Consider the following 22,697-nt stretch of genomic DNA (forward strand, 5'->3'; position numbering starts at 1 on the left):
GGCTTACTTGGAGCGGTCGAGCAGCTTGCCCTGCGGCTCGGTGAACTCGCCCTCGGAGACGATGCGCTCGCCGCGCAGCCAGGTCGACTTGACGACACCGTGCAGCGTCTTGCCGGCGTAGGCGGTGACGCGGTTGCGGTGCTGGAGCTCGGCCGGGTCGACCGTGAAGGTCTCCTCGGGGGCGAGGACGGCGAAGTCGGCGTCGCGGCCGACGGCGATGGCGCCCTTGCGGTCGTCGAGACCGACCAGCGCGGAGGTCCGCTCGGACATCCAGCGGACGACGTCCTCGAGGGAGTGGCCGCGCTTGCGGGCCTCGGTCCAGATCGCCGAGAGGCTCAGCTGGAGACCGGAGATGCCGCCCCACGCGGTGGCGAAGTCGTCGGTCTTGAGGTCGGCGGTGGACGGCGAGTGGTCGGTGACGACGCAGTCGATGGTGCCGTCGGCCAGCGCCTGCCACAGCAGGTCCTGGTTGGCCGCCTCGCGGATGGGCGGGCAGCACTTGAACTCGCTGGCGCCGTCCGGGACTTCCTCGGCGGTGAGCGTGAGGTAGTGCGGGCAGGTCTCGACGGTGAGCTTGACGCCCTCGGCCTTGGCGGCGGCGATCAGCGGCAGCGCGTCGGAGGACGACAGGTGCAGGATGTGGACGCGGGCGCCGATCCGCTTGGCGGTGTCGATCAGGCCCTTGATCGCGACGTCCTCGGAGACGCGCGGGCGGGTCGCGAGGTAGTCGTCGTACTTCGGGCCGCTGTTGTGCGGGGCGACGTCCAGCTCGTGCGGGTCCTCGGCGTGCACGATGAGCAGGCCGCCGAAGCCGGCGATCTCGGCCATGGAGGCGGTGAGCTGGTCGCTGTTCAGGTGCGGGAACTCGTCGACGCCGGAGGGCGACAGGAAGCACTTGAAGCCGAAGACGCCGGCCTCGTGCAGCGGGCGCAGGTCCTTGACGTTGTCCGGCAGGGCGCCGCCCCAGAAGCCGACGTCGATGTGCGCCTTGGCCGCGGCGACCTCCTGCTTGGTGCGCAGGTTGTCGACCGTGGTGGTGGGCGGCAGCGAGTTCAGCGGCATGTCGACGAGGGTCGTGATGCCGCCGGCCGCAGCGGCGCGGGTGGCCGTCCAGAAGCCTTCCCACTCGGTGCGGCCCGGGTCGTTGACGTGGACGTGCGTGTCCACGATGCCGGGCAGCAGGACGTGGTCGCCGAAGTCCTCGAGGCGGGCCCCGGCCGGCACCTCGGCGTCGTGCGCGAGCACCCCGACGATCTTCCCGCCGGCGACGGCGACCGAAGCGGGCCGCGTACCTTCGGGGGTGATGACGCGGCTCGAGCGCAGTACCAGTTCGACGTCCGACACCGTGGACCTCCTCATTTCAACGTTCTGTTGAAGGAGTTTTCACTCCGACATGCGAGCCGTCAAGGCTCTGGATGTTTCCACAAAGTGGAATTATGATTCCGATACGCAGAACGTAGCTACCGACGAACTTAGGGGTCAAGACAGGACCCGGAAGGAAACCGCCGGGTAGGCTGCACCACTGCCTGCCTGTCCTCGAAAGGAACGCGCCGTGCCGACGCCGTCCCACGCCAGCACCACCGAGACCGCCAAACCCGCGGCCGGTGGTGTCCAGTCCCTCGAGCGCGCCTTCGACCTGCTCGAGCGGATGGCCGACGCCGGCGGCGAGGTCGGCCTGAGCGAGCTCTCCGCCAGCAGCGGCCTGCCGCTGCCCACGATCCACCGCCTGATGCGCACCCTGGTCGCCTGCGGCTACGTACGCCAGCAGCCGAACCGGCGCTACGCGCTGGGCCCCCGCCTGATCCGCCTCGGCGAGTCGGCCTCCCGACTGCTCGGCACCTGGGCCCGCCCCTACCTGGCCCGCCTGGTCGAGGAGACCGGCGAGACGGCGAACATGGCGCTGCTCGACGGTGACGAGATCGTCTACGTCGCCCAGGTCCCCTCCAAGCACTCGATGCGCATGTTCACCGAGGTCGGCCGGCGCGTGCTGCCGCACTCGACCGGCGTGGGCAAGGCGCTGCTCGCGCACACGCCCGCGGACGAGGTGCGGGCGCTGCTCGCCCGTACGGGGATGCCGGCGGCGACCGAGAAGACGATCACGACGCCGGACGGGTTCCTGGACGCGCTGGAAGAGGTGCGCGGGCTCGGGTACGCGGTCGACGACAACGAGCAGGAAATAGGAGTCCGGTGCCTCGCGGTGCTCGTGCCGGACTCGCCGACGGCGGCGGCGATCTCCATCTCCGGCCCCGCGGGCCGGGTCACGGAGGCGGCGACGGACAAGATCGTGCCGGTGCTCCAGCAGGTGGCGCGTGAGTTGTCGACTGCGCTGGCCAACACGGGTAACGGGAACGGGGCGGGTCTCTAGGTCTCGTCGCGGGGTGCGGGTGCGTGGGGGCTGGTTGCGCCCCGCGGCGCAGCCGCTGATGTCACAGCCCCGCGCCCCTGAAATGCAGGCGCTGCGCGCCGCATTTCTCAGATGAAGGCTGAGCGGCGAAGCCGCTCGCCTTCAGGGGCGCGGGGAACTGCGCGACCAGCCACGACGAGACGTGCGGGCGGCGACGGTCAGGCCGTCCCACCCCGGACGCCGGCCTCGGCGAGAACCCCGTCCACCATCTCGACGACCTGATCGGCGACCCCGAGTTGCCCGCGATCATGGGTGACCAGCACCGTGGCTGTCCCCCGCTCCCGCGTGAGCCCCCCGATCAGCTCCAGCACGGCCGCCCCCCGCTCATGATCCAGCGCACTGGTCGGCTCGTCGACCAGCAGCACCCGCGGCCCGTTCATGAGCGCCCGCGCGATGTTGATCCGCTGCCGCTGCCCGCCGGACAGCTGGTGCGGCCGGCGGTGCGCCTGCCCCGCGAGGCCGACGGAGTCGAGCAGTTCCGCCGCCCGCTCCCGCACGTCCCGCGGCCGGCCCCCGCCCAGGTGGGCCATGACCTGGAGCTGTTCCAGGGCGGTCAGCGACGGCAGCAGATTGGGCTGCTGGAAGACGATCCCGACGGCCCGGCGCCGCAGCGCCGCCGCGTCGGCCCGGCTCAGCCCCGTCGCCTCCGTACCGTCGATGACGACCCGCCCGCTGTCCGGCGTGACCAGCGTCGCGGCGACCGCGAGCAGGCTGGACTTGCCGGAGCCGGAGGGGCCGACCACTGCGGTCAGGGTCCCGGCGGGCACCTCCAGGCCGACGCGGTCGAGCGCGGTGAGCCGCCCGTCCCCGTCGGGGTAGGTGAGCGTGATGTCGTCGAGCAGCAGGGTCATCGGGCGCTCCCGAGGGCGGTGAGGGGGTCGACGGCGGTGATCCGCCGGACGGACAGGGCGGCGCCGACGAGACCGAGCACGGTCATCACCGCGGCGGGGCCGAGCACGGTCACGGGTTCGAGGACGAACGGCACGCCGTCCGGCACGATCGTCCCGAAGAGCCAGGCGAGCAGCGTCCCGACGGCCGTGCCGCCGACGAGCATCACGACGGCCTGCCCGAGCGCGTCGCGCAGCAGGTACGGCGTGGAGGAGCCGAGCGCCTTCAGGACGGCGATGTCGCCGCTGCGCTGGATGGTCCAGACGGTGAAGAACGCGCCGACGACGAGCGCCGAGATCACGAAGAGGAAGCCGCGCATCAGCTGCAGGGAGCCGTTCTCCGCCTGGTAGGAGCCTATGGCGGCCAGCGCGCCCTCGATGGTCGTCGACTCGGTGCCGGCGGCCCGGTCGGCGGCGGCGAGGTCCGCACCGCCCGAGGTGCGCAGTGCGACGACCGTGGCGCCGGTCGAGTGCGCGAGGGACTGCCAGTCGCCGAGATCGGCCCAGACGACGGGCGTGTGGCTGTACGAGTCCTGGCCGGACACGGCGGTGACGGTGAGCCGCCGCCCGCCCAGCTCGATCCGGTCGCCGCGTGCGGCGCCGAGCTCGTCGGCGGCCTTCGCGGAGAGGACCACGGAGCCGGGCCCGGTGGCGGCGGGCGACAGCCCGGAGTCCGGCCGCACTCCGAACACGGACACGGCCGCGCTCTGCCGCCCCGCCTCGGCGTTGACCGTACGGATCCCGATCGGCTCGGCGCTGTCCACCCCCGGACGCCCGCCCAGCTCCCGCCACTGTTTCTCCGTGACGTCGGAGCCGGTGAAGGACACCGACTGGCCGGCGGCGGGCCGGGCGAAGGCGAGGTGGTCGGCGGGCAGTGCGGTCAGCGCGGACGTGTTGTCCCGGGCCAGGCCCGCGGTCAGTCCCGACAGCAGTCCCACCAGCAGTGTGATCAGTACGATCACGGTCCCCATCAGGGCGAACCGGCCCCTGGCGAACCGTAGGTCTCTCCATGCGACGAACATGAGGTCCACCCTGCGGCCCGGGACCCCGCGCGGGCATCGCGCCACAGCACGCTTCACCCGAATCGAAGGTGGGAGGCCGCTTTCAAACTTTCGGTTGACCGCGCCGCCGCGTCCGGCTCCGTACGCTGGTGAGCGGTATGGATCCACGTTCACTCACCCCCGCCCTGCGCGTCCTGCGCCTCTGCCTGCACCTGCTGACGGCGGGGCTGCTCGCGCTCGTCGTGGTCCGCGCGGCCACGGGACGGTCGGACGAGCCGGCCGGGGCGGTGGTGGCCGTCGCCGTCGTGATGGGCGGCGTCTACGCGGCGGGCTCCCTCGTGCCGGCCGTACGCGGCGCCCGCACCGGTGCCGCCGTCTGGCTGGCCGCGCTCGGCACGGTGTGGGCGGTGCTGCTCGTCCTGTCCCCCGACGCCCTGTGGCTGGCCTTCCCCCTGTACTTCCTGCTGCTGCATCTGCTGCCGGCCCGCTGGGCGGTCCCGGCGGTGGTGCTCGCGGCGGGCGCGGCCATCGCCTCGTACGTGGGGCACGACGGGGCGGTGAACCCGGGCGCGTTCATCGGGCCGCTGCTCGGGGCCGCCGTCGCCGTCGCGACCGTGCTCGGCTATCAGGCTCTGTACCGGGAGAGCGAGCGCAGACGGCGGCTGATCGAGGAGCTGATCGCGACCCGGGCCGAGCTCGCCGACGCGGAGCGCGCCGCGGGCACGCTCGCGGAGCGGGAGCGGCTCGCCCGCGAGATCCACGACACGCTGGCGCAGGGCCTGTCCTCGATCCAGCTGCTGCTGCGCGCGGCCCAGCGCGACCTGCCCGGGGACTCCCCGGCCGCCGCGCACATCGAGCAGGCGCGGGCGGCGGCGCAGGACAATCTCGCCGAGGCCCGCCGCTTCGTACGGGCGCTCACGCCGCCGGATCTGGCGCACGGTTCGCTGGCCGGGGCGCTGGAGCGGCTGTGCGCGACCGCGCCGGGCCTGACCGCCCGGTGCACGGTGAGCGGCACACCGCTGGAGCTGCCGACCCCGTACGAGGTGGCGCTGCTGCGGATCGCGCAGTCGGCGCTCGGCAACACGGTGCGGCACGCGCACGCGCGCCGCGCGGAGATCACTCTCAGCTTCATGGAGACCTCGGTGGCCCTGGACGTGGTGGACGACGGCGACGGCTTCGATCCGGAACGGGCGGTGTCCGGCGACGGCGGCTTCGGCCTGCCGGCGATGCGGGCGCGGGTGCGGGAGCTCGGCGGCACGTTCACGGTCGAGTCGGCGCCCGGGCGCGGCACGGCCGTCGCGGTGACCCTGCCGGTGCCAGTCGGGGGTGACGCGTGATCCGGCTGCTGCTCGCCGACGACCATCCCGTCGTACGGGCCGGACTGCGGGCCGTGCTCGACGCGGAGCCGGACTTCGAGATCGTCGCGGAGGCCGCCACGGCGGAGCGGGCGGTCGAGCTGGCCGGTGCGGGCGGGATCGACGTCGTCCTGATGGACCTGCAGTTCGGCACGGGGATGCACGGGGCGGAGGCCACGCAGCGGATCGCCGCGCTCGACGGTGCGCCGCGCGTCCTGGTCCTGACGACGTACGACACGGACGCGGACATTCTGGCGGCGGTCGAGGCGGGGGCCTCCGGCTATCTGCTGAAGGACGCTCCGCCGGAGGAGCTGGCGGCTGCGGTGCGGACGGCCGCGTCGGGGCGGTCGGCGCTGGCCCCGGCGATCGCGCTCCGCCTGATGGACCGGATGCGGGCGCCGTCGGAGGCGCTCAGCCGGCGGGAGCTGGAGGTTCTTCAGCTCGTACGGGACGGGTTGTCCAACGCGGAGATCGCGGGTCAGCTCTTCCTGAGCCAGGCGACGGTGAAGTCCCATCTGGTGCACATCTACGCGAAGCTCGGGGTCGAGTCGCGGACGGCGGCGGTGGCGCGGGCGACGCGGCAGGGGTTGCTGCGGCCGTAGCGGTGGCGGGTGGGGAAATGCGACCCGAAGGGTCTGCATTTCAGGGGCGCGGGGAACTGCGCGAGAAGCCCCACCGGGCCGCGGCCGCCGACGAGACGGGCCGGACCGAGCTCTCAGCCACTCAGGTCGAAGTCCGACGGAGTCGCCCGGCGCAGGGCACGCAATTGGGCCCGCGGAACCGAGCGGAGCGGAACCGTCAGCACCGGACACACCGCCCCCCGCCGCACCCCGCGGACGACCCTCCCCCGCCGCATTCGGTGCGGCCGGACGCCGAGGACGAGGAGGTCGTCGGGCTGGTCGGCGAAGGAGAGGAGCGCGGGCGCGGGCCGCTCGCGGACCACCCGGAGCTCCACGTCCAGGCCCACCGGAACCCCGCCGAGCGCCCGCTCCACGGCCCGGGCCAGCTCCCGCCGGGCCTCCCCGAACCAGTGCCGCGCCCACTGGGGATCGGGCCAGCGCCGGTACAGCCCCTCCCCCTCCGGCGGCTCCCAGGCGAGCACCACGACGAGCGCCCGCCCCGACCGCCCCGCCTCCGCGGCGGCGACCCGCAGCGCCCCCAGGCTCGCCGCCGATCCTCCGACGCCGACCACGACGCGCCCGCTCCTGCCGGTCTCCATGCCCTTGTCTCCTTCGCTCCCGCCCAGGCCACTGGACGGGATTCTGTAGGCTGATTGGCCTGGACGGCAGGGCCAATATCGGAGATGTGGCATGGCAGGTGGCGGTGTGGACGGCTCGGCGGTCGTGCTGGGCAGCAGACGGCTCGGCACGCTCGTGACGGGGGTGACGGGCGAGCGCCCCGGCTACCGGGCTCTGGCCCAGGGCGTGCGGACGCTGCTGCTCGACGGCCGGATCGCCCTGCACGCACGGCTGCCCGCGGAGCGCGAGTTCGCGGCGGCGCTCGGGGTGAGCCGGGCCACCGTGACCGCCGCGTACGACCTGCTGCGGGAGAGCGGGTACGCGCGCAGCAGGCGCGGCGCCGGCACCTGGACCGAGCTCCCGGACGGGGTGCGGCCGACGAGCGTGGCGACCCCGGCGGCGGGCGACGACGTGATCGACCTCGCGATCGCCGCGCCGGGCGCGATCGCGGACGAGCTGTCGGCGGCCTACACGGCTGCGGCGCCCGACGTGACCCGGCACGCGGAGACCGCGGGCTACCACCCGTACGGGCTGCCCGAGCTGCGGGCCGCCATCGCCGAGCGGTACACGCGGCGCGGGCTGCCGACGCTGCCCGACCAGATCCTCGTCACGACCGGCGCCCAGCAGGCGGTGTCCCTGACTCTGACGCTGCTCGGCCGGCCCGGCGACCGGATCATGGTCGAGAACCCCTCGTACGCGAACGCGCTGTCGGTGATCCGGCGGCTCGGCCTGCGCACGGTGCCCGTACCGGTGTCGGCGGACGGCTGGGACTCCGAGCTGATGGAGGCGACGCTGCGGCAGGGCACGCCCCGGCTCGCCTACCTGATCCCCGACTTCCAGAACCCGACGGGCCGCGTGATGCCGCCCGGGACCCGGCAGCGGCTGCTGGCCGCGGCGCGGGCGACGGGCACCTGGCTGGTCATCGACGAGACGGTGGCGGACATCGCGCTGGACGTGCCGACGCCGCCGCCGTTCGGGGCGCTGGCCACGGGCGGCGGCGGGGAGCAGATCGTCACCGTCGGCTCGCTCAGCAAGGGGCACTGGAGCGGGCTGCGGGTCGGCTGGGTGCGGGCGGGGACGCGGCTCATCACCGAACTCACGACGCTCCGCGTGACGGCCGACATGTCGGGCTCGGTGCTCGATCAGCTGGTCGCGGGGCGGCTGCTGGAGCGGGAGGAGGAGATTCTGCGGCGCCGGTTGCCGATCCTGCGGGCGCAGCGGGATCATCTCGTGGAGCGGCTCGGGGAGGCGTTCCCCGAGTGGCGGTGGCGGCTGCCGGCCGGGGGTCTGTCGCTGTGGGTCGATCTGGGGCGGCCGATCGCGTCGGCGCTCGCACAGGGGGCGCTCCGGCACGGGGTGCGGATCGAAGGGGGGTCCCGCTTCGGTGCGGATCCGGGGACCTTCGAGCATCGATTGCGGTTTCCCTACACGCAGCCGGCGGAGGTGGCGGAGGAGGCGATCCGGCGTATCGCGACGGGACTCTCCGAGGGGCTGGCGGGAGCTGACCTCGCCCCGAGCCGGCCCCCGTGGGTGGCCTGACCCGCCTCGTGGCCGGGTGCGGCCCGGTGGGGCTTCTCGCGCAGTTCCCCGCGCCCCTGAGGGCGCACGGAGTGTGCCCCTTCAGGGGCGCGGGGAACTGCGCGACCAGCCACGACGTACGTGTCACCCGGCGACGAGACGTTCAGCCCCGCGGCGGGCCGCCGAACAGCTCCACAGCCCCCCGCACCTGAGCCAGCGCAGCGGAGAGCGCCGAGACCGACCCGACGGCCCCGGCGACGAGCAGCAGCGACCGCCGTAACCGGGGAACCTCGGGCACCCCGCCCCGAGCCATCGCGTCCAGCGCCGCCAACTCGTCCTCCGCGATCCCCCGATCCGGGAACTCCACGGCGTACCCGGCGAGTTCACGCCGCAGCCGGGACACCGCGGTCCGCAGCTCGGCCACCCGCGGATCCTCGCCGCTGCCCGTCACCCGCCCCTGCTCCACGCTCCGCAACACAGCTCTCCCCCTCGCACATCGTTGTGCGTGCACCCCTGGCGGACGTCACCCAAAAAGCTCAACCGGGCTTTGTGGGCGCCCAGTTAACGCCACACATCGCCGCTCCGCCAGCCCGTTGCGCAAGGCAACCTCATCGGGTGCGGTATGCAGGGGCCATGACGACGAACAAGGCGCAGGTGGCGGGGCTGCTTCTGGCGGCGGGCGGTGGCCGGCGGCTCGGTGGACGCCCGAAGGCTCTGTTGACGCATCGCGGCCGGCCGCTGGTGGAGCACGCCCTCGAAGTGCTGCGCGCGGGCGGTTGCGGTCCGCTGCACGTGGTACTCGGGGCGGCGGCCGGCACCGTACGGGAGCGGGCGCGGCTCGACGGGGTGACGACGGTGACGAATCCGGAGTGGGCCGAGGGCATGGGGTCCTCGCTGCGGGCGGGCCTGGAGTCGCTGGCGGCGAGCGGCGCCGACGCGGCGCTCGTCCTCCTGGTGGACCAGCCGGGCATCGGGGCCGCGGCGGTGGCCCGCGTCCGGGAGGCGTACCGCTCTCCGGCGTCCCTGGCGGCGGCGTCGTACGACGGGGAACGGGGGCATCCGGTGCTGTTCGGGCGGGAGCACTGGGCGGGGATCGCGGCGAGCGCGACCGGCGACCGCGGTGCGCGCGCCTATCTGAAGGAGCACCGTGGTGCTGTGGAGCTCGTCGAGTGCGGGGACGTCGCGGAGGCCTACGACATCGACACCGAGGCGGATCTCGGCCATCTCGAGTAGCTGCCCCGTACAGCCACCTTGAGTGAAGGACGTGGCACCGAGCGCCACGTTCTGTCGACTCAGAGAATCTCGACATCAACAAACCTTGAACTTCCACGATAAGGAAACTAGTATCCACTTCTCAGAAGGGCCGGTCCCCGGAAGCGGGGCCAGCAGCCATACCCAGGCGCCCCGGCACTCGGTGCCGCACGCGTCCGTTCGCTGAAGGAAGTGACAGCCTCATGTCCGCACCAGCGCCGTCCCCGCTGGCCATCGTCGACGCCGAGCCCCTGCCCCGGCAGGACGAGGTGCTCACCGATGCGGCCCTCGCCTTCGTGGCCGAGCTGCACCGGCTGTTCACGCCCCGGCGTGACGAGCTCCTCGCCCGCCGCGCCGAGCGCCGCGCCGAGATCGCCCGCACCTCCACGCTCGACTTCCGCCCCGAGACCGCCGCGATCCGCGCCGACGACTCGTGGAAGGTCGCCGAGGCCCCGGCCGCGCTGAACGACCGCCGCGTCGAGATCACCGGCCCCACCGACCGCAAGATGACGATCAACGCCCTGAACTCGGGCGCCCGCGTGTGGCTGGCCGACTTCGAGGACGCCTCGGCCCCGACCTGGGAGAACGTCGTCGGTGGTCAGCTGAACCTGACCGCGGCCTACAACCGCACCATCGACTTCACCGACGAGCGCACCGGCAAGTCGTACGCCCTCAAGGACGCCGACCAGCTCGCGACCGTCGTGATGCGTCCGCGCGGCTGGCACCTCGAGGAGCGCCACCTGGTGGACGAGAGCGGCAAGCCGGTCCCCGGCGCCCTCGTCGACTTCGGCCTGTACTTCTTCCACAACGCCAAGCGCCTCATCGAGCTCGGCAAGGGCCCGTACTTCTACCTCCCGAAGACGGAGTCGTACCTGGAGGCCCGCCTCTGGAACGACATCTTCGTCTTCGCCCAGGACTACGTCGGCATCCCGCAGGGCACCGTCCGCGCCACCGTCCTCATCGAGACGATCACGGCCGCGTACGAGATGGAGGAGATCCTCTACGAGCTGCGCGACCACGCCGCGGGTCTGAACGCCGGCCGCTGGGACTACCTGTTCTCCATCGTCAAGAACTTCCGTGACGGCGGCTCCAAGTTCGTCCTGCCGGACCGCAACGCGGTGACGATGACCGCCCCGTTCATGCGCGCCTACACCGAGCTGCTCGTGCGCACCTGCCACAAGCGCGGTGCCCACGCCATCGGCGGCATGGCGGCCTTCATCCCGTCCCGCAAGGACGCCGAGGTCAACAAGGTGGCGTTCGAGAAGGTCCGCGCCGACAAGGACCGCGAGGCCGGCGACGGCTTCGACGGCTCCTGGGTCGCCCACCCCGACCTGGTCCCGATCGCGATGGCGTCCTTCGACAAGGTCCTCGGCGACAAGCCGAACCAGAAGGACCGCCTGCGCGAGGACGTCTCCGTCGCCGCCGGCGACCTCATCGCCATCGACTCGCTCGACGCGAAGCCCACGTACGACGGTCTCGTCAACGCCGTCCAGGTCGGCATCCGCTACATCGAGGCGTGGCTGCGCGGCCTCGGCGCCGTCGCCATCTTCAACCTGATGGAGGACGCCGCCACCGCCGAGATCTCGCGCTCGCAGATCTGGCAGTGGATCAACGCGGGCGTCGTCTTCGAGAACGGGCAGCCCGCGACCGCCGAGCTGGCGCGCACGGTCGCCGGCGAGGAGCTCGCGAAGATCAAGGCCGAGATCGGTGAGGAGGCCTTCGCGGCCGGCAAGTGGCAGCAGGCCCACGACCTGCTCCTCCAGGTCTCCCTGGACGCCGACTACGCGGACTTCCTGACGCTCCCCGCGTACGAGCAGCTCCGCTGATCCACCCGCGACTCAGGCCCCCGGCACCGCACAGCGCCGGGGGCCTTTGCGTGGCGTCGGCGCCTGCGGGCCGGTGGGGCTTCTCGCGCAGTTCCCCGCGCCCCTGAGATGCGCACTTCGTGCGCGATCTCATCGGGGAAATGCGGCGCGACCAGCCACGACGCCGGGAGAGCCGCCACGGGAGCGCACCCGGCAGACGCATCCGCGCCCGCTCAGCCGAGGTGAACCGACCAGTCCTGTTCCGCCCCCGGCTTGCCGTGAAGGTCGGGGACCCGCTTGAGCCAGGCCGGACGATCCCGCTCCATGGCGGCAGCCCGCCGCGCATCGGCGGCGGCCAACTCGTCCCGCGACGGGAACTCCGTCGGCAGCCAGGAGGCCGAGCTGCGGGCGCGGGCCAGCAGAAAGTCCACGTACGCGCCCCGCACCGCCTCGGGCCCGTCGAATCCGGGCTCGTCCACCAGCCACGCGTCCGGCACCAGCGCGAGCACCTCCCGCAGCATCTCCTCGGTCACCCGCGGAGCGAGCTCCGCGTCGGCCGCCCGCACGTCGGGCCCGTACACCCCGAGCGCGTGATGCCGGAAGTCGTACGCCTTCTCCGGCGCGGCCCCGTCCCAGCGGTGGTGAAAGACGAGCGCCGCCCCGTGGTCGATGAGCCACAGGCGCGGCTGCGCCGTGCCGAAGGTGGGCCAGACCATCAGGTTCGAGCTGTGGACGGTGCGGTCCACGTTGACCGTCAGCGCGTCGAGCCAGACGATCCGCCCGGCCTCCAGCGGGTCGACAGGGAACACCCCGGCGATCTCGGGCGTGAAGTCGGCGGCGCCCGGCAGGAAGTCCATGCCGAGGTTGATCCCGGCGCTGGCCCGCAGCAGGTCCTGCACCTCCTGGTGCGGCTCGTCCGCGGCGACGGCCGGGTCGAAGTGCGCGAGCACGAGCTCGGGGAAGCGCAGTCCGAGCCGTCGCGCGAGCTCCCCGACCACGATCTCCGCGACGAGCGCCTTCACGCCCTGTGCCGAGCCGGTGAACTTCAGGACGTAGGTGCCGAGGTCGTCCGCCTCGACCACACCGGGGACCGAACCTCCGGTGTGCAGGGGGTTCAGATAGCGGACGGCAGTCACTTCGCGCAGCACATCGCCACTGTAGATCAGGGAACGCGGCCGGTTCCTGTCGGTTTCCGCACGGCAGGGGCGCGGGGCTGGAATGATCACGCGCGGTGTCGTCGACCGCAGGGAGTGGGCATGCGCAGGGGTCAGGGTCCGTCCGTCGCCGTCGTGGGCGGCAGCATCGCGGGATGTGCCGCGGCGCTGGCGCTGCGGCGGGGTGGTGCGGGGGCGGTGACCGTGCACGAGCGGGCGACCGGCCCCCTGGACGCGCGGGGCGTCGGTGTGGCCCTGCACGACGACCGGTACGCCGAGCTGGCCGCGTCCGGCTATGTCGACGCGTCGATGCCGTGGGTCCAGATGAGGCGGCGGCGCTGGTACGTGCGGGACGACGCGGCCCTCTCGCCGCTGGGCCGCGACCTGTGGACGACCCCGTTCCCGTTCCGCGCGTACAACTGGGGTTCCCTGTGGCGGGAGCTGCGGCGCCGGGTGCCCGCGGACGTGGAGGTGCGGTCGGGTTCGCCGGTGCGGGAGGTGGCCGCGGATCCGGACGGGGACGGGGTGCTCCTTCGGACCGGGACGGGCGCGCCCGAGCGGTTCGACCTGGTGGTCGGCGCGGACGGCTACCGCTCGGTGGTGCGGGCCGCGGCCTGCGGAGACGTACGCCCCGAGTACGCGGGGTACACGGCGTGGCGCGGCGCGTTCCCGGTCGAGCGGCTCGCGGCGCCCGGCCTCTGGCCCGAGGACGAGTGCGCGTACGTCGTCTTCCCGGGCGGCCATCTGATCGTGTACCGCATCCCGGAGGGGTCCGGCGGCGGACGGCACGCCAACTGGGTGCTGTACACGACGCCGCCGCCCGGCCACGCCCCGGCGCCCGACTCCCCGGTGAGCCTGCCGCCGGGCACCGCGCCCGCGCCGCTGCGCGATCATCTCGCGTACGTCGCCGCGGAGTTGCTGCCCCCGTACTGGGGCGACCTGGTCCGGCAGACGACGCCGGAGGAGCTGATCCTTCAGCCGCTGTACGACTTCACGGCGGCGCGGTACACGGCGCCGGGGATGGCGCTGACGGGCGACGCGGCGACGGTGGCCCGGCCGCACACCGGGGCGGGAGCGGTGAAGGCGCTGCAGGACGCGACGGCCCTGGAGGCGGCGATGTCCGGGACGTCCACCCTGTCCGCCGCGCTCGCCGCGTACGACGCCGACCGGGCCGCGGTGGGCCGCACGATGGTGACGCTCGGGCGCCGGCTCGGCCGGGAACTGGTGGAGCGGACCCCGCGCTGGGGGGACATGGACCGTACGGAGCTGGAGAAGTGGTGGGGCGGGCTGGACGGTTCCGGCGCGTTCGGCGGGCGCAGTCTCACGCGGCGCACCGGCTGACGGCGGGGGCGCGCGAAGTCCTCCGGGACGCAAAGCGGCTGATCCCCTATCAGAACCCGGTCGCCGTTTTGGCATCGACGCGCCCGGCTCCATAGGATCCGCCGATGATCACTAGAAAACGGCTGGCGGCGGGCGCGAGCGCCCTGCTCGCCGCCGTCGCCCTCGGCGGGTTCGGTCCCGTCGGCAGCGCGGCGGCCGCCGACGAGCCCGCGGGGGACAAGCCCGCCCCCAAGGTCGAACTCGTCCTGGACGTCAGCGGGTCCATGCGGGCCCGCGACATCGACGGCGACTCCCGGATGGCCGCCGCGAAGCAGGCGTTCAACGAGGTGCTCGACGCGACGCCCGAGGAGGTCGAGCTCGGCATACGCACCCTCGGTGCGAACTATCCCGGCGAGGACCGCAAGACGGGCTGCAAGGACACCGCGCAGCTCTACCCCGTGGGCCCGCTGGACCGCACCGAGGCGAAGACCGCCGTGGCGACGCTGCGGCCGACCGGCTGGACGCCGATCGGCCCGGCGCTGCTGAAGGCGGCCGACGACCTGGAGGGCGGTGACGGCACCCGCCGGATCGTCCTCATCAGCGACGGCGAGGACACCTGCCAGCCCCTCGACCCGTGCGAGGTGGCCCGCGAGATCGCGGCGAAGGGCATCGGCCTCACCATCGACACGCTCGGCCTCGTCGCCGACGCCAAGACGCGGGCACAGCTGTCCTGCATCGCGGACGCCACCGGCGGCACGTACACCTCCGTCCGTCACAAGGACGAACTGACCGACCGTGTCGGCCAGTTGGTCGACCGAGCCGCCGACCCGGTCGTGACGCCGGTCGCCGTCGAGGGCGCGGCGCAGTGCGCGAGCGCCCCGCAGCTCAAGCCCGGCCTGTACACCGACCGCGAGAAGTTCGGCGAGCACCGCTACTACCGGGTCGACGTCGAGCCCGGCAAGGAGCTGCGCGCCGCGGTGAGCGTCGCCGCGGACCGGGCCGTGAACCGGGACTACGGGGTGCTGCTGCGCGCCGTCACCACGCACGGCCGGGAGATCGTACGCGGCCAGGGTGCCGGGGACGGACGCACGGACGTCGTCTCGACGGGCCTGCGCTACCCGAAGCCGGACGCCGACTCCGACTCCGGTTCCGACGGCACCGATGAGCCGCAGGCCGAGACGGTGTGCCTCCAGGTGTCCAACTCCTACTCCGCTCCGGCCTCCGTCAAGACCACGCCCGGTCTCCCGGTCGAGCTCACGGTCGACGTCGTGGACGGGCCCGACGGCTCCTCCGACGTGGCGGCGTTCGGTCTGGGACGCGGCTGGTGGCTGCTCGGCGCGCTCGTCGTGGCCGGGTTCCTCACCGGCGTGATCTGGGGCTGGCTGTCGCGCTGGCGGGTGGCCGTCTGGAGGACGAACTGATGCGACGCGCACGAATTCTGACGGGCGCCCTGCTGGGCGGACTGATGTCCCTGCTGGCGTTCGCGGGCCCCGCGGTGGCCGACGACGAGGACGCGGAGCAGAAGGCGCCGACCGAGGCGGGCACGTCGTTCCGTACGGCGACCCCGTTCGAGCAGGGCCAGAAGCCGACCGCGAGCGCGTCGACCGGCGACTACCTGTACTGGTCGTTCCCCGCGGACGCCGGGCAGCGCCCGACGGTCCGGGCGAGCGTCGCACTCCCCGACGCGCAGGCCCGGCACGGGGCGCAGAGCTGGCGGATCGACGTGTACGACGGGCTGCGGCGCCGCCAGTCGTGCATGTACGGGACGCAGGCGCGCACGGTGCCCGCGGACGCGGCGAAGGTCGAACTGGCCTGCACGCTGCGGACGGTGCGGGCCTGGTCCGAGCCGTGGGCCGATGACCCGCTGCCCGGCTCCTACTACGTGCGGCTCACGGTGACGGGGCTCGACGACGCGGACCTCGGTCTGCCGGTGTCGGCGTCGCTGGAGGCGACGTCGAAGGAGATCGGCGCGGCCGCGGCGGTGGACGGTGCCCTGTCCGAGCCCCTGGTCGCGCCCGGCGTCCCGGACGACCACGACTGGTCCTCCCCGTGGTGGACCACGCGCTGGCTCTGGACCGCGCTCGGCGCGGCGCTCGCCGCCCTGGCCGGCATCTGGGGCTACGTCCTGACCCGCCCCCGCCGGGCCTGAGATCAACGCCCCTGGGAGCGCACAAAACGCGCCTCCCAGGGGCTCCGCCCCCGTCGGGCAGGCAAAGAGAGCGCCGTACGCCGCCCCTGGGGCGCACGAAGTGCGCCTTCAGGGGCGCGGGGAACTGCGCGAGAAGCCCCAACGGCCCGCACCCGGCGACGAAATCACAAGCCCCAACGGCGGCACCCCCTGGGGCTCCGCCCCAGACCCCGCTCCTCAATCGCCGGAGGGGCTTGATTTGCCGACCCACCCCCGTCAGGCGCGCGAAGGGTCGGTCATGAGCGCCTTCGCCAAGGCCCCGGTGCCGGTGACGGTCACCGCTCCCTCGCGCGCGGCCGCGACCACATCCCGCTCACCGCGAGCGATCGCCCCGGCCACCTCCGCGTCCAGCACCAGCCGCACATCCGCCTCGCCGCCCCCGAACACGCCCTCCCCGTACGGGTCCCCGTCCAGACCGACCCGTACGAAGAACTCGCCCTCGTCGACCCGGACGGTCACGACCCCGCTCTCCCCCAGCCCGGCGAGTCCGCGCAGCACGGGAAGGGCCAGCCAGTGGGCCCGGACCGCGTCCGTGGCCCGGCGCTCGGCCAGCAGCGGCCCGCCCCACTCCCCGAGCGCCTGCAGCACGGGCAGCAACTCGCGTCCGCGCGGGGTGAGTTCATACACGTAGGAGGAGGCGGGCGGCGCGAGGCGGCGGCGCACGGCGACCCCGTCCCGCTCCAGGTCCTTGAGCCGCGCGGCCAGCATGTCCGTGCTGACGCCGGGCAGATCGGCGTGCAGGTCGGTGTAGCGGCGCGGCCCGGCGAGGAGTTCCCGCACGATCAACAGCGTCCAGCGGTCCCCGACGACGTCGAGAGCGCGGGCGGCGGCGCAGTACTGGTCGTAGCTTCGGCGGCTCATGACCGGCAGTCTATGCAACTTGTTGGACTTTCCAAGCTCCAGCTTGGTAAAACCAAGTACCCCAGCAAGGAGGCACGCACATGGAGTTCCGGCAGTCGAGCAAGCTGAGCGAGGTCTGCTACGAGATCCGCGGCCCGGTGATCGAGCACGCCAACGCGCTCGAGGAGGCCGGCCACAGCGTGCTGCGTCTCAACACCGGAAACCCCGCTCTCTTCGGCTTCGAGGCGCCGGAGGAGATCGTCCAGGACATGATCCGGATGCTCCCGCGGGCGCACGGGTACACCGACTCGCGCGGCATCCTGTCCGCCCGCCGCGCGGTGGCCCAGCGCTACCAGGCGCTCGGCCTGGAGGTGGGCGTCGACGACGTGTTCCTCGGCAACGGCGTCTCCGAGCTGGTCTCCATGGCCGTACAGGCGCTCCTGGAGGACGGCGACGAAGTCCTGATCCCCGCCCCGGACTTCCCGCTGTGGACGGCGGTGACGACGCTGTCCGGCGGCAAGGCCGTGCACTACCTGTGCGACGAGCAGTCCGAGTGGTACCCGGACCTCGACGACATGGCCGCGAAGATCACGGACCGCACCAAGGCCGTCGTCATCATCAACCCGAACAATCCGACCGGCGCGGTCTACCCGAAGGAGATCGTCGAGGGCATCCTCGACCTCGCCCGCCGGCACGGCCTGATGGTGTTCGCCGACGAGATCTACGACCAGATCCTGTACGACGACGCGGTGCACCACAGCGCCGCCGCCCTCGCCCCCGACCTGGTCGTGCTCACCTTCTCCGGGCTCTCGAAGACGTACCGGGTGGCGGGCTTCCGATCGGGCTGGCTGGTCGTCACGGGCCCGCGGCAGCACGCCAGGAGCTACCTGGAGGGCCTGACCATGCTGGCCTCCATGCGCCTGTGCCCGAACGCGCCGGCCCAGTACGCCATCCAGGCCGCGCTCGGCGGACGCCAGTCGATCCGTGAACTCACCGCGCCGGGCGGCCGACTGCACGAGCAGCGCGACAAGGCGTGGGAGAAGCTCAACGAGATCCCGGGCGTCAGCTGCGTCAAGCCGAAGGGCGCGCTGTACGCGTTCCCGCGCATCGACCCGGCCGTGCATCCGATCGTGGACGACGAGAAGTTCGTCCTCGACCTGCTGCTGCGGGAGAAGATCCAGGTGGTGCAGGGCACGGGCTTCAACTGGCCGCGCCCCGACCACTTCCGCATCCTGACCCTCCCCCACGCCGACGACCTCGACGCCGCGATCAGCCGCATCGGCCGCTTCCTGAGCGGCTACCGGCAGTAGGTCACCGCCCGCCGGGTCCGCCGACCGCCTCCACGACGAAGAAGAGGAAGCAGGGCTGCGTCGTGAGCTTGTCGTAGCCGTCGGGGAAGAGCGCGCGGGCGGCCGGGTCGGGCCGCGGCTCGCTCAGGGCGGTGACGCGGAAGCCGGCGGCGGCGAAGGCCCCGGTCATCGCGTGGATCGGCCTGCGCCACAGCCGCATCGGCAGACTCCGGCCACCGAACTCCCACGTGAAGGTGTAGCTGCTGGTCGCGAAGTAGTCGGGCCGCGCGCCCGGGTGCGTATACGCGACGAAGGGGTGGTCCACGGACGCGATCAGCCGGCCGCCGGGCCGCAGCACGCGGCGCAGTTCGGCGAGGGTCGGCCCCCAGTCCTCCAGGTAGTGCAGTACCAGGGACGCGATGACGTCGTCGAACGCGCCGTCGCCGAAGGGCAGCGGGTCGCGCAGGTCCCCCACGTGCAGGCCGGCGCGGTCCCCGAGACGGCGGCGGGCGAGCGCGATCATCGCGGCGCTCGCGTCGATGCCCGTGACCCGCGCCCCGCGTTCGGCCAGTGCGGCGGACAGCGGGCCCGCGCCGCAGCCGGCGTCGAGGACGCGGCGGCCGGTGACGTCACCGGCGAGGCCGAGCGCGGCCGGCCGCTCGTAGTAGGCGTTCGCGAGGCTGTGCTCGGTGGCCTCGGCGTACACCTCGGCGAACCGGTCGTAGTCGTTCTCCGTCGTGCCCGTCGGACGATCCATCGAGGCAGCCTACGGGGCCGGCCGGAACCCGAGGGGGGCTGAACGAGCCGTTCCGGGGGCGGGTTACGGTCGGGGGATGGAGAACGTACTGCGCCCGCTGATCGTCCTCGGCGGTTCCGTCGTGCTCACACTCCTCGTCGGGTGGGCCGTCGACCGTCTGCTGCAACGCGCCGACCGGCGCCACCCGGAGACCCCATTGTGGGATCTGCTGCGCCGCTGCAGGCTCCCGTACCAACTGGTGCTGTGCTCGGCCCTGCTGCGCGGCTCGTACGACCAGGCGCGGATCGCCCGGGACCACACGGCGTTCATCGGCCAGGTGCTCAGTCTCGTGCTGATCGGCGCCACCGCGTGGCTCGTCGTGCGGATCGCGACGGCGATCGTCGAGTCGTCCTACACGCGCTACGCCGACCAGCACCGCGACGCGGCGCGGGTCCGGCGGGTGCGCACGCAGATCACGCTCATCCAGCGGATCGTGACCGCCGTCGTCGGCGTGGTGGCGGTCGCCGCGATGCTCCTGATGTTCCCGTCGTTCCGCGCGGCGGGTGCCTCGCTGCTCGCGTCCGCGGGCATCATCAGCGTCGTCGCCGGTGTCGCGGCGCAGTCGACGCTGGGCAATCTGTTCGCCGGGTTCCAGATCGCGTTCGGCGACATGGTGCGGATAGGTGACACCGTCGTGGTCGACGGCGAATGGGGCACCATCGAGGAGGTCACCCTGACCTACCTCGCCGTCCGCACCTGGGACGAGCGGCGGATCACGATGCCGGTCTCGTACTTCACGTCGAAGCCGTTCGAGAACTGGTCGCGGGGCGGCGCCCAGATGACCGGCACGGTCTTCTTCCACCTGGACCACAGCGCCCCGATCGACGCGATGCGCGAGAAGCTGCACGACATCCTGCGCGAGTGCCCGGCCTGGGACGGCCGCAACTGGGGCCTCGCCGTCACCGACACGACGCCGAGCACGCTCGAGGTCCGCGCGGTGGTCACCGCCAAGGACGCGGACGACATCTGGACGGTCCGCGTCACCGTCCGCGAGCACCTGGTCCGCTGGCTCGCCGACCAGCACCCCTACGCCCTCCCGCGCGTGAACACCGCCGCGGCCGTCCTTCCTCCGGACACGGACTCGGTCGTCTCCCTGAGCCGCGACGGCCGCCCGCCCCGCACCGGCCGGGGCTGACCCCGCCCTTCCGGCGGCCACGCCGGGTCAGCCGGCGCCGGGCCCGTCGTGGACGGTCAGGGCTCCGGCGAGGTCGAGGTCGGCGTTGGTGCCGTGGGCGCCGGCGCGGACGAGCAGCACGGCGCCGAGCGCGGTGCTCCAGAAGGTCCTGGCCTCCACGTCGAACGGCCGGCCGGCGCTCCAGCCGCGTGTCTCGGCGAGCCGGCTCACATAGCGCTCCGACTGCCGGAACAGCAGTTGGAGGTGCTGGTCGACCACGGGCGCGAGCTCGGGCTTGGAGATCCCGGCGGCCAGGGCGCGGGCGACCGACGGCAGCGAGGGCATGGCCAGGACGGCGCGCGCGATGTTGCGCCGGAACGCCGCCGCGTCGGGGGCCTGCCGTCCGATGCGTTCGATGCGCCGGGCGTCGTGCAGCAGGCCGAGGAACGCGGCGTGCACGAGCAGCGCGTCCTTGGACCCGAAGTGGTACGTGACCTGGTTCGGGAAGACGCCCGCCGCCGCCGCGATCTCCGCGACGCTCACCTCGGCGCCGGGCCGCTCCTCGCAGAGCCGCGCCGTCTCCTCGATCAGTTTGCGCTTGGTCGCGCGCCCGCGGTCGCGCGGCCGGGCCGCGGCCTGTCGCGCCCCGGTGGGCTGCTTCTTCGCCTTCTCCGCTTTCTCCACCCCGGAATTGTATGTGATACAACATGGCTTCATTCGTTTGTATCGCATACAAGAAAGGTCGAAGCGCATGCACCGGACCGAAGTCGTCGTGACCGGACTCGGCGCGATCACACCGCTCGGGGCGGACGTCGCGTCCACCTGGGAGGCCCTGCTCGCCGGCGCGTCCGGCATCCGCGGCGGCGCCCTTCCCGGCCACGAGGACATCGGCCTGCCCGACGTCCCGGCGGGCCCGATGGCGGCCGATCCCGCCGTGTCGCTGCCCCCGGCGCGGGCCAGGCGGCTCGACCGTTCGCAACAGGCGGCCTTCACCGCGGCGGCGGAGGCCTGGGCCGACGCCGGTGCCCCGCAGGCCGACCCGGACCGGCTCGCGGCGGCGATCGGCACGGGCATCGGCGGTGTACGGACGCTGCTGAAGGAGGACGACATCCTGGAGGCGGCCGGGACCCGGCGTGTCTCGCCGCGCACGGTGCCCATGCTCATGCCGAACGCGGCGGCCGCGCTGATCAGCATCGAGTACGGCGCCCGGGCCGGCGCCTACACGCCCGTCTCGGCCTGCTCCTCGGGGGCCGAGGCGATCGCGCTGGGCGCCCGGCTCATCCGGGCCGGCGAGGCGGACGTCGTCATCGCGGGCGGCACCGAGGCCGCGCTCACCCCCATCACCGTCGCGGGCTTCACGCAGGCGCAGGCGCTGTCGCGGCACACCGGCGAACCCGCTTCCGCGTCCCGGCCGTTCGCCGTCGACCGCAGCGGTTTCGTCCTCGGCGAGGGCGCCGCCGTCCTGGTCCTCGAGAGCGCCGAGCACGCCGAGGCGCGCGGCGCCCGCGTCCACGCGGTGCTCGCGGGGGCCGGCATCGCCGCCGACGCCCACCACATCACGGCGCCCGCCCCCGACGGCGCCGGCCAGGTCTCGGCCATGCGCAAGGCCCTCGCCCAGGCCGGTCTGGCCCCGGAGCGGATCGGCCACGTCAACGCGCACGCCACCGGGACGCCGGTCGGTGACGCCGCCGAGGCGCGCGCGATCCGGGAGGTCCTGGGCCGCGCCACCGTGACCGCGCCCAAGGCGGCGCTCGGCCATCTCTTCGGCGCGGCGGGCGCGATCGAGGCGCTCGTCGCCACCCTCAGCGTGCGGGACGGCGTGATCCCACCGACCCGCAACCTCACCCCGTCCGGCGTCGACCCCGCCATCGGCCTCGATGTCGTCACGGAGCGCCGCGACGTCCCCCAGGAGGCCGTGCTGAGCAACTCCTTCGGCTTCGGCGGGCAGAACGTGTCCCTCGTCCTGCGCCGGCCCTAGGTTCCGTCCACACTCGACAGCGGGGGACCGATCGGGTTGAGTTCGTGCCGGCCGGTGTTCGGTGAGTCGATCGGTGAGTCGAGGGGTGCGAGGCGATGGAAGCGGCGCTGATTGCCGTGCTGGGAACGCTGTTGGGGTCCGTGGTCACGCACTTCTTCCAGGGGCGGGCCACCGTGCGCAGCGCCGAACTGGCGCGGGCCGAGCAGATGCGGCAGGAGCGGATCTCCTGCTACAGCGCGTTCGCCGGAGAGCTGCACGACTACCGGCGGGCCCAGAACGACCGCTGGTACCGGGCCCACGAGGACGGCCCCGGCAGTACCGCCGACGCCTCCCGCTTCGCCTCCTACGAGGCCCGGATCGCCGCCCGCGCCGCGCTCACCCGCGTCCAGCTGGTCTGCGCGGACCCCGCACTGCGCGAACTGGCCGCGCGGGCCTTCCAGTTCACGCACTGCATGCACGAGGCGACCGACGAGGCCGACCGCGACCGCCGCTCCCGCGAGGCGAAGGCGGCCCTCGACACGTTCGTCACCCGCGCCGGACCGACCGTGCACCGGTGACC

Annotated in this window: 22 protein-coding genes; 13 read left to right on the top strand and 9 right to left on the bottom strand. The window is 73.3% G+C overall.

The features are described 5' to 3' along the window. Positions 1 to 3: 3 nt before the first annotated feature. Complete coding sequence (gene allB / locus IAG42_RS06820) at positions 4 to 1,344, bottom strand: allantoinase AllB (protein WP_188336127.1); 1,341 nt, start codon at positions 1,342 to 1,344, stop codon at positions 4 to 6. A gap of 208 nt (positions 1,345 to 1,552) precedes the next feature. On the opposite strand from allB, the gene IAG42_RS06825 reads away from it, so the two are divergent. After that, positions 1,553 to 2,365: an IclR family transcriptional regulator gene (locus tag IAG42_RS06825; RefSeq protein WP_188336128.1), complete on the top strand. Its 813-nt coding sequence runs from the start codon at positions 1,553 to 1,555 to the stop codon at positions 2,363 to 2,365. A 197-nt stretch (positions 2,366 to 2,562) separates the two neighbouring features. Here the strand turns inward: IAG42_RS06825 and IAG42_RS06830 are convergent, their stop codons facing one another. Further along, positions 2,563 to 3,255, bottom strand: coding sequence for an ABC transporter ATP-binding protein (locus IAG42_RS06830; RefSeq protein WP_188336129.1), 693 nt, complete (start codon positions 3,253 to 3,255; stop codon positions 2,563 to 2,565). Beyond that, positions 3,252 to 4,313: an ABC transporter permease gene (locus IAG42_RS06835; protein ID WP_188336130.1), complete on the bottom strand. Its 1,062-nt coding sequence runs from the start codon at positions 4,311 to 4,313 to the stop codon at positions 3,252 to 3,254. The genes IAG42_RS06830 and IAG42_RS06835 overlap by 4 nt, the downstream gene beginning before the upstream one ends. A gap of 137 nt (positions 4,314 to 4,450) precedes the next feature. Between IAG42_RS06835 and IAG42_RS06840 the strand changes: the two genes are divergently transcribed. Further along, positions 4,451 to 5,629 (top strand): sensor histidine kinase, encoded by a 1,179-nt coding sequence (locus IAG42_RS06840; protein WP_188336131.1) that lies wholly within the window; start codon positions 4,451 to 4,453, stop codon positions 5,627 to 5,629. Next, a complete protein-coding gene (locus IAG42_RS06845) occupies positions 5,626 to 6,249 on the top strand; it encodes a response regulator (protein WP_188336132.1) in 624 nt (207 codons plus the stop codon). Before IAG42_RS06840 ends, IAG42_RS06845 begins: the two co-directional genes overlap by 4 nt. Positions 6,250 to 6,362: 113 nt before the next feature. Here IAG42_RS06845 and IAG42_RS06850 read toward each other — a convergent pair whose 3' ends face one another. Beyond that, positions 6,363 to 6,866, bottom strand: coding sequence for a universal stress protein (locus tag IAG42_RS06850; RefSeq protein ID WP_188336133.1), 504 nt, complete (start codon positions 6,864 to 6,866; stop codon positions 6,363 to 6,365). Positions 6,867 to 6,957: 91 nt separating this feature from the next. Between IAG42_RS06850 and yczR the strand changes: the two genes are divergently transcribed. Next, positions 6,958 to 8,424 (top strand): MocR-like transcription factor YczR, encoded by a 1,467-nt coding sequence (yczR, locus tag IAG42_RS06855; RefSeq protein ID WP_188336134.1) that lies wholly within the window; start codon positions 6,958 to 6,960, stop codon positions 8,422 to 8,424. A gap of 142 nt (positions 8,425 to 8,566) precedes the next feature. Here yczR and IAG42_RS06860 read toward each other — a convergent pair whose 3' ends face one another. Beyond that, positions 8,567 to 8,869: a DUF5955 family protein gene (locus IAG42_RS06860; protein ID WP_188341222.1), complete on the bottom strand. Its 303-nt coding sequence runs from the start codon at positions 8,867 to 8,869 to the stop codon at positions 8,567 to 8,569. A 167-nt stretch (positions 8,870 to 9,036) separates the two neighbouring features. Between IAG42_RS06860 and IAG42_RS06865 the strand changes: the two genes are divergently transcribed. Both IAG42_RS06865 and aceB read left to right on the top strand, forming a co-directional pair. Beyond that, complete coding sequence (locus tag IAG42_RS06865) at positions 9,037 to 9,636, top strand: nucleotidyltransferase family protein (protein ID WP_188336135.1); 600 nt, start codon at positions 9,037 to 9,039, stop codon at positions 9,634 to 9,636. Positions 9,637 to 9,857: 221 nt separating this feature from the next. Further along, positions 9,858 to 11,480, top strand: coding sequence for a malate synthase A (gene aceB, locus IAG42_RS06870; protein ID WP_188336136.1), 1,623 nt, complete (start codon positions 9,858 to 9,860; stop codon positions 11,478 to 11,480). Positions 11,481 to 11,692: 212 nt separating this feature from the next. On the opposite strand, the gene IAG42_RS06875 is transcribed toward aceB, so the two are convergent. Further along, positions 11,693 to 12,607 (bottom strand): HipA family kinase, encoded by a 915-nt coding sequence (locus IAG42_RS06875; protein ID WP_188336137.1) that lies wholly within the window; start codon positions 12,605 to 12,607, stop codon positions 11,693 to 11,695. 108 nt (positions 12,608 to 12,715) lie between these two features. On the opposite strand from IAG42_RS06875, the gene IAG42_RS06880 reads away from it, so the two are divergent. The 3 genes from IAG42_RS06880 (at position 12,716) to IAG42_RS06890 (ending at position 16,082) form a co-directional block, all read left to right on the top strand. Further along, a complete protein-coding gene (locus IAG42_RS06880) occupies positions 12,716 to 13,954 on the top strand; it encodes a Rossmann-fold NAD(P)-binding domain-containing protein (RefSeq protein WP_188336138.1) in 1,239 nt (412 codons plus the stop codon). A 104-nt stretch (positions 13,955 to 14,058) separates the two neighbouring features. Further along, a complete protein-coding gene (locus IAG42_RS06885; RefSeq protein ID WP_188336139.1) occupies positions 14,059 to 15,354 on the top strand; it encodes a VWA domain-containing protein in 1,296 nt (431 codons plus the stop codon). Further along, a complete protein-coding gene (locus IAG42_RS06890; RefSeq protein WP_188336140.1) occupies positions 15,354 to 16,082 on the top strand; it encodes a hypothetical protein in 729 nt (242 codons plus the stop codon). The genes IAG42_RS06885 and IAG42_RS06890 overlap by 1 nt, the downstream gene beginning before the upstream one ends. A gap of 255 nt (positions 16,083 to 16,337) precedes the next feature. On the opposite strand, the gene IAG42_RS06895 is transcribed toward IAG42_RS06890, so the two are convergent. Further along, the gene (locus IAG42_RS06895; RefSeq protein ID WP_188336141.1) at positions 16,338 to 16,982 is read right to left on the bottom strand and encodes a winged helix-turn-helix transcriptional regulator; all 645 of its coding nucleotides are present in this window, start codon (positions 16,980 to 16,982) and stop codon (positions 16,338 to 16,340) included. An 80-nt stretch (positions 16,983 to 17,062) separates the two neighbouring features. Between IAG42_RS06895 and IAG42_RS06900 the strand changes: the two genes are divergently transcribed. Next, positions 17,063 to 18,271 (top strand): pyridoxal phosphate-dependent aminotransferase, encoded by a 1,209-nt coding sequence (locus tag IAG42_RS06900; protein ID WP_188336142.1) that lies wholly within the window; start codon positions 17,063 to 17,065, stop codon positions 18,269 to 18,271. Between the two features lies 1 nt (position 18,272). Here the strand turns inward: IAG42_RS06900 and IAG42_RS06905 are convergent, their stop codons facing one another. Continuing rightward, complete coding sequence (locus IAG42_RS06905) at positions 18,273 to 19,007, bottom strand: class I SAM-dependent methyltransferase (RefSeq protein WP_188336143.1); 735 nt, start codon at positions 19,005 to 19,007, stop codon at positions 18,273 to 18,275. A 76-nt stretch (positions 19,008 to 19,083) separates the two neighbouring features. Here IAG42_RS06905 and IAG42_RS06910 point away from each other — a divergent pair, with 76 nt between their 5' ends. Next, the gene (locus IAG42_RS06910) at positions 19,084 to 20,181 is read left to right on the top strand and encodes a mechanosensitive ion channel family protein (RefSeq protein ID WP_188336144.1); all 1,098 of its coding nucleotides are present in this window, start codon (positions 19,084 to 19,086) and stop codon (positions 20,179 to 20,181) included. Between the two features lie 27 nt (positions 20,182 to 20,208). On the opposite strand, the gene IAG42_RS06915 is transcribed toward IAG42_RS06910, so the two are convergent. Beyond that, positions 20,209 to 20,844 carry a TetR/AcrR family transcriptional regulator C-terminal domain-containing protein gene (locus tag IAG42_RS06915; RefSeq protein WP_223205887.1) on the bottom strand — a complete coding sequence of 212 codons (636 nt, stop codon included), beginning with the start codon at positions 20,842 to 20,844 and terminating at the stop codon, positions 20,209 to 20,211. Between the two features lie 67 nt (positions 20,845 to 20,911). Here IAG42_RS06915 and IAG42_RS06920 point away from each other — a divergent pair, with 67 nt between their 5' ends. Together IAG42_RS06920 and IAG42_RS06925 are read left to right on the top strand one after the other, a co-directional pair. Continuing rightward, positions 20,912 to 22,138, top strand: coding sequence for a beta-ketoacyl-[acyl-carrier-protein] synthase family protein (locus IAG42_RS06920; RefSeq protein ID WP_188336145.1), 1,227 nt, complete (start codon positions 20,912 to 20,914; stop codon positions 22,136 to 22,138). A 95-nt stretch (positions 22,139 to 22,233) separates the two neighbouring features. Continuing rightward, on the top strand, positions 22,234 to 22,695 hold the full coding sequence (locus IAG42_RS06925; protein WP_188336146.1) for a hypothetical protein: 462 nt from the start codon (positions 22,234 to 22,236) through the stop codon (positions 22,693 to 22,695). Positions 22,696 to 22,697 lie beyond the last annotated feature (2 nt).

Origin of the sequence: Streptomyces xanthii (genome assembly GCF_014621695.1) — a bacterium.
Classification (GTDB): Bacteria; Actinomycetota; Actinomycetes; order Streptomycetales; family Streptomycetaceae; genus Streptomyces; species Streptomyces xanthii.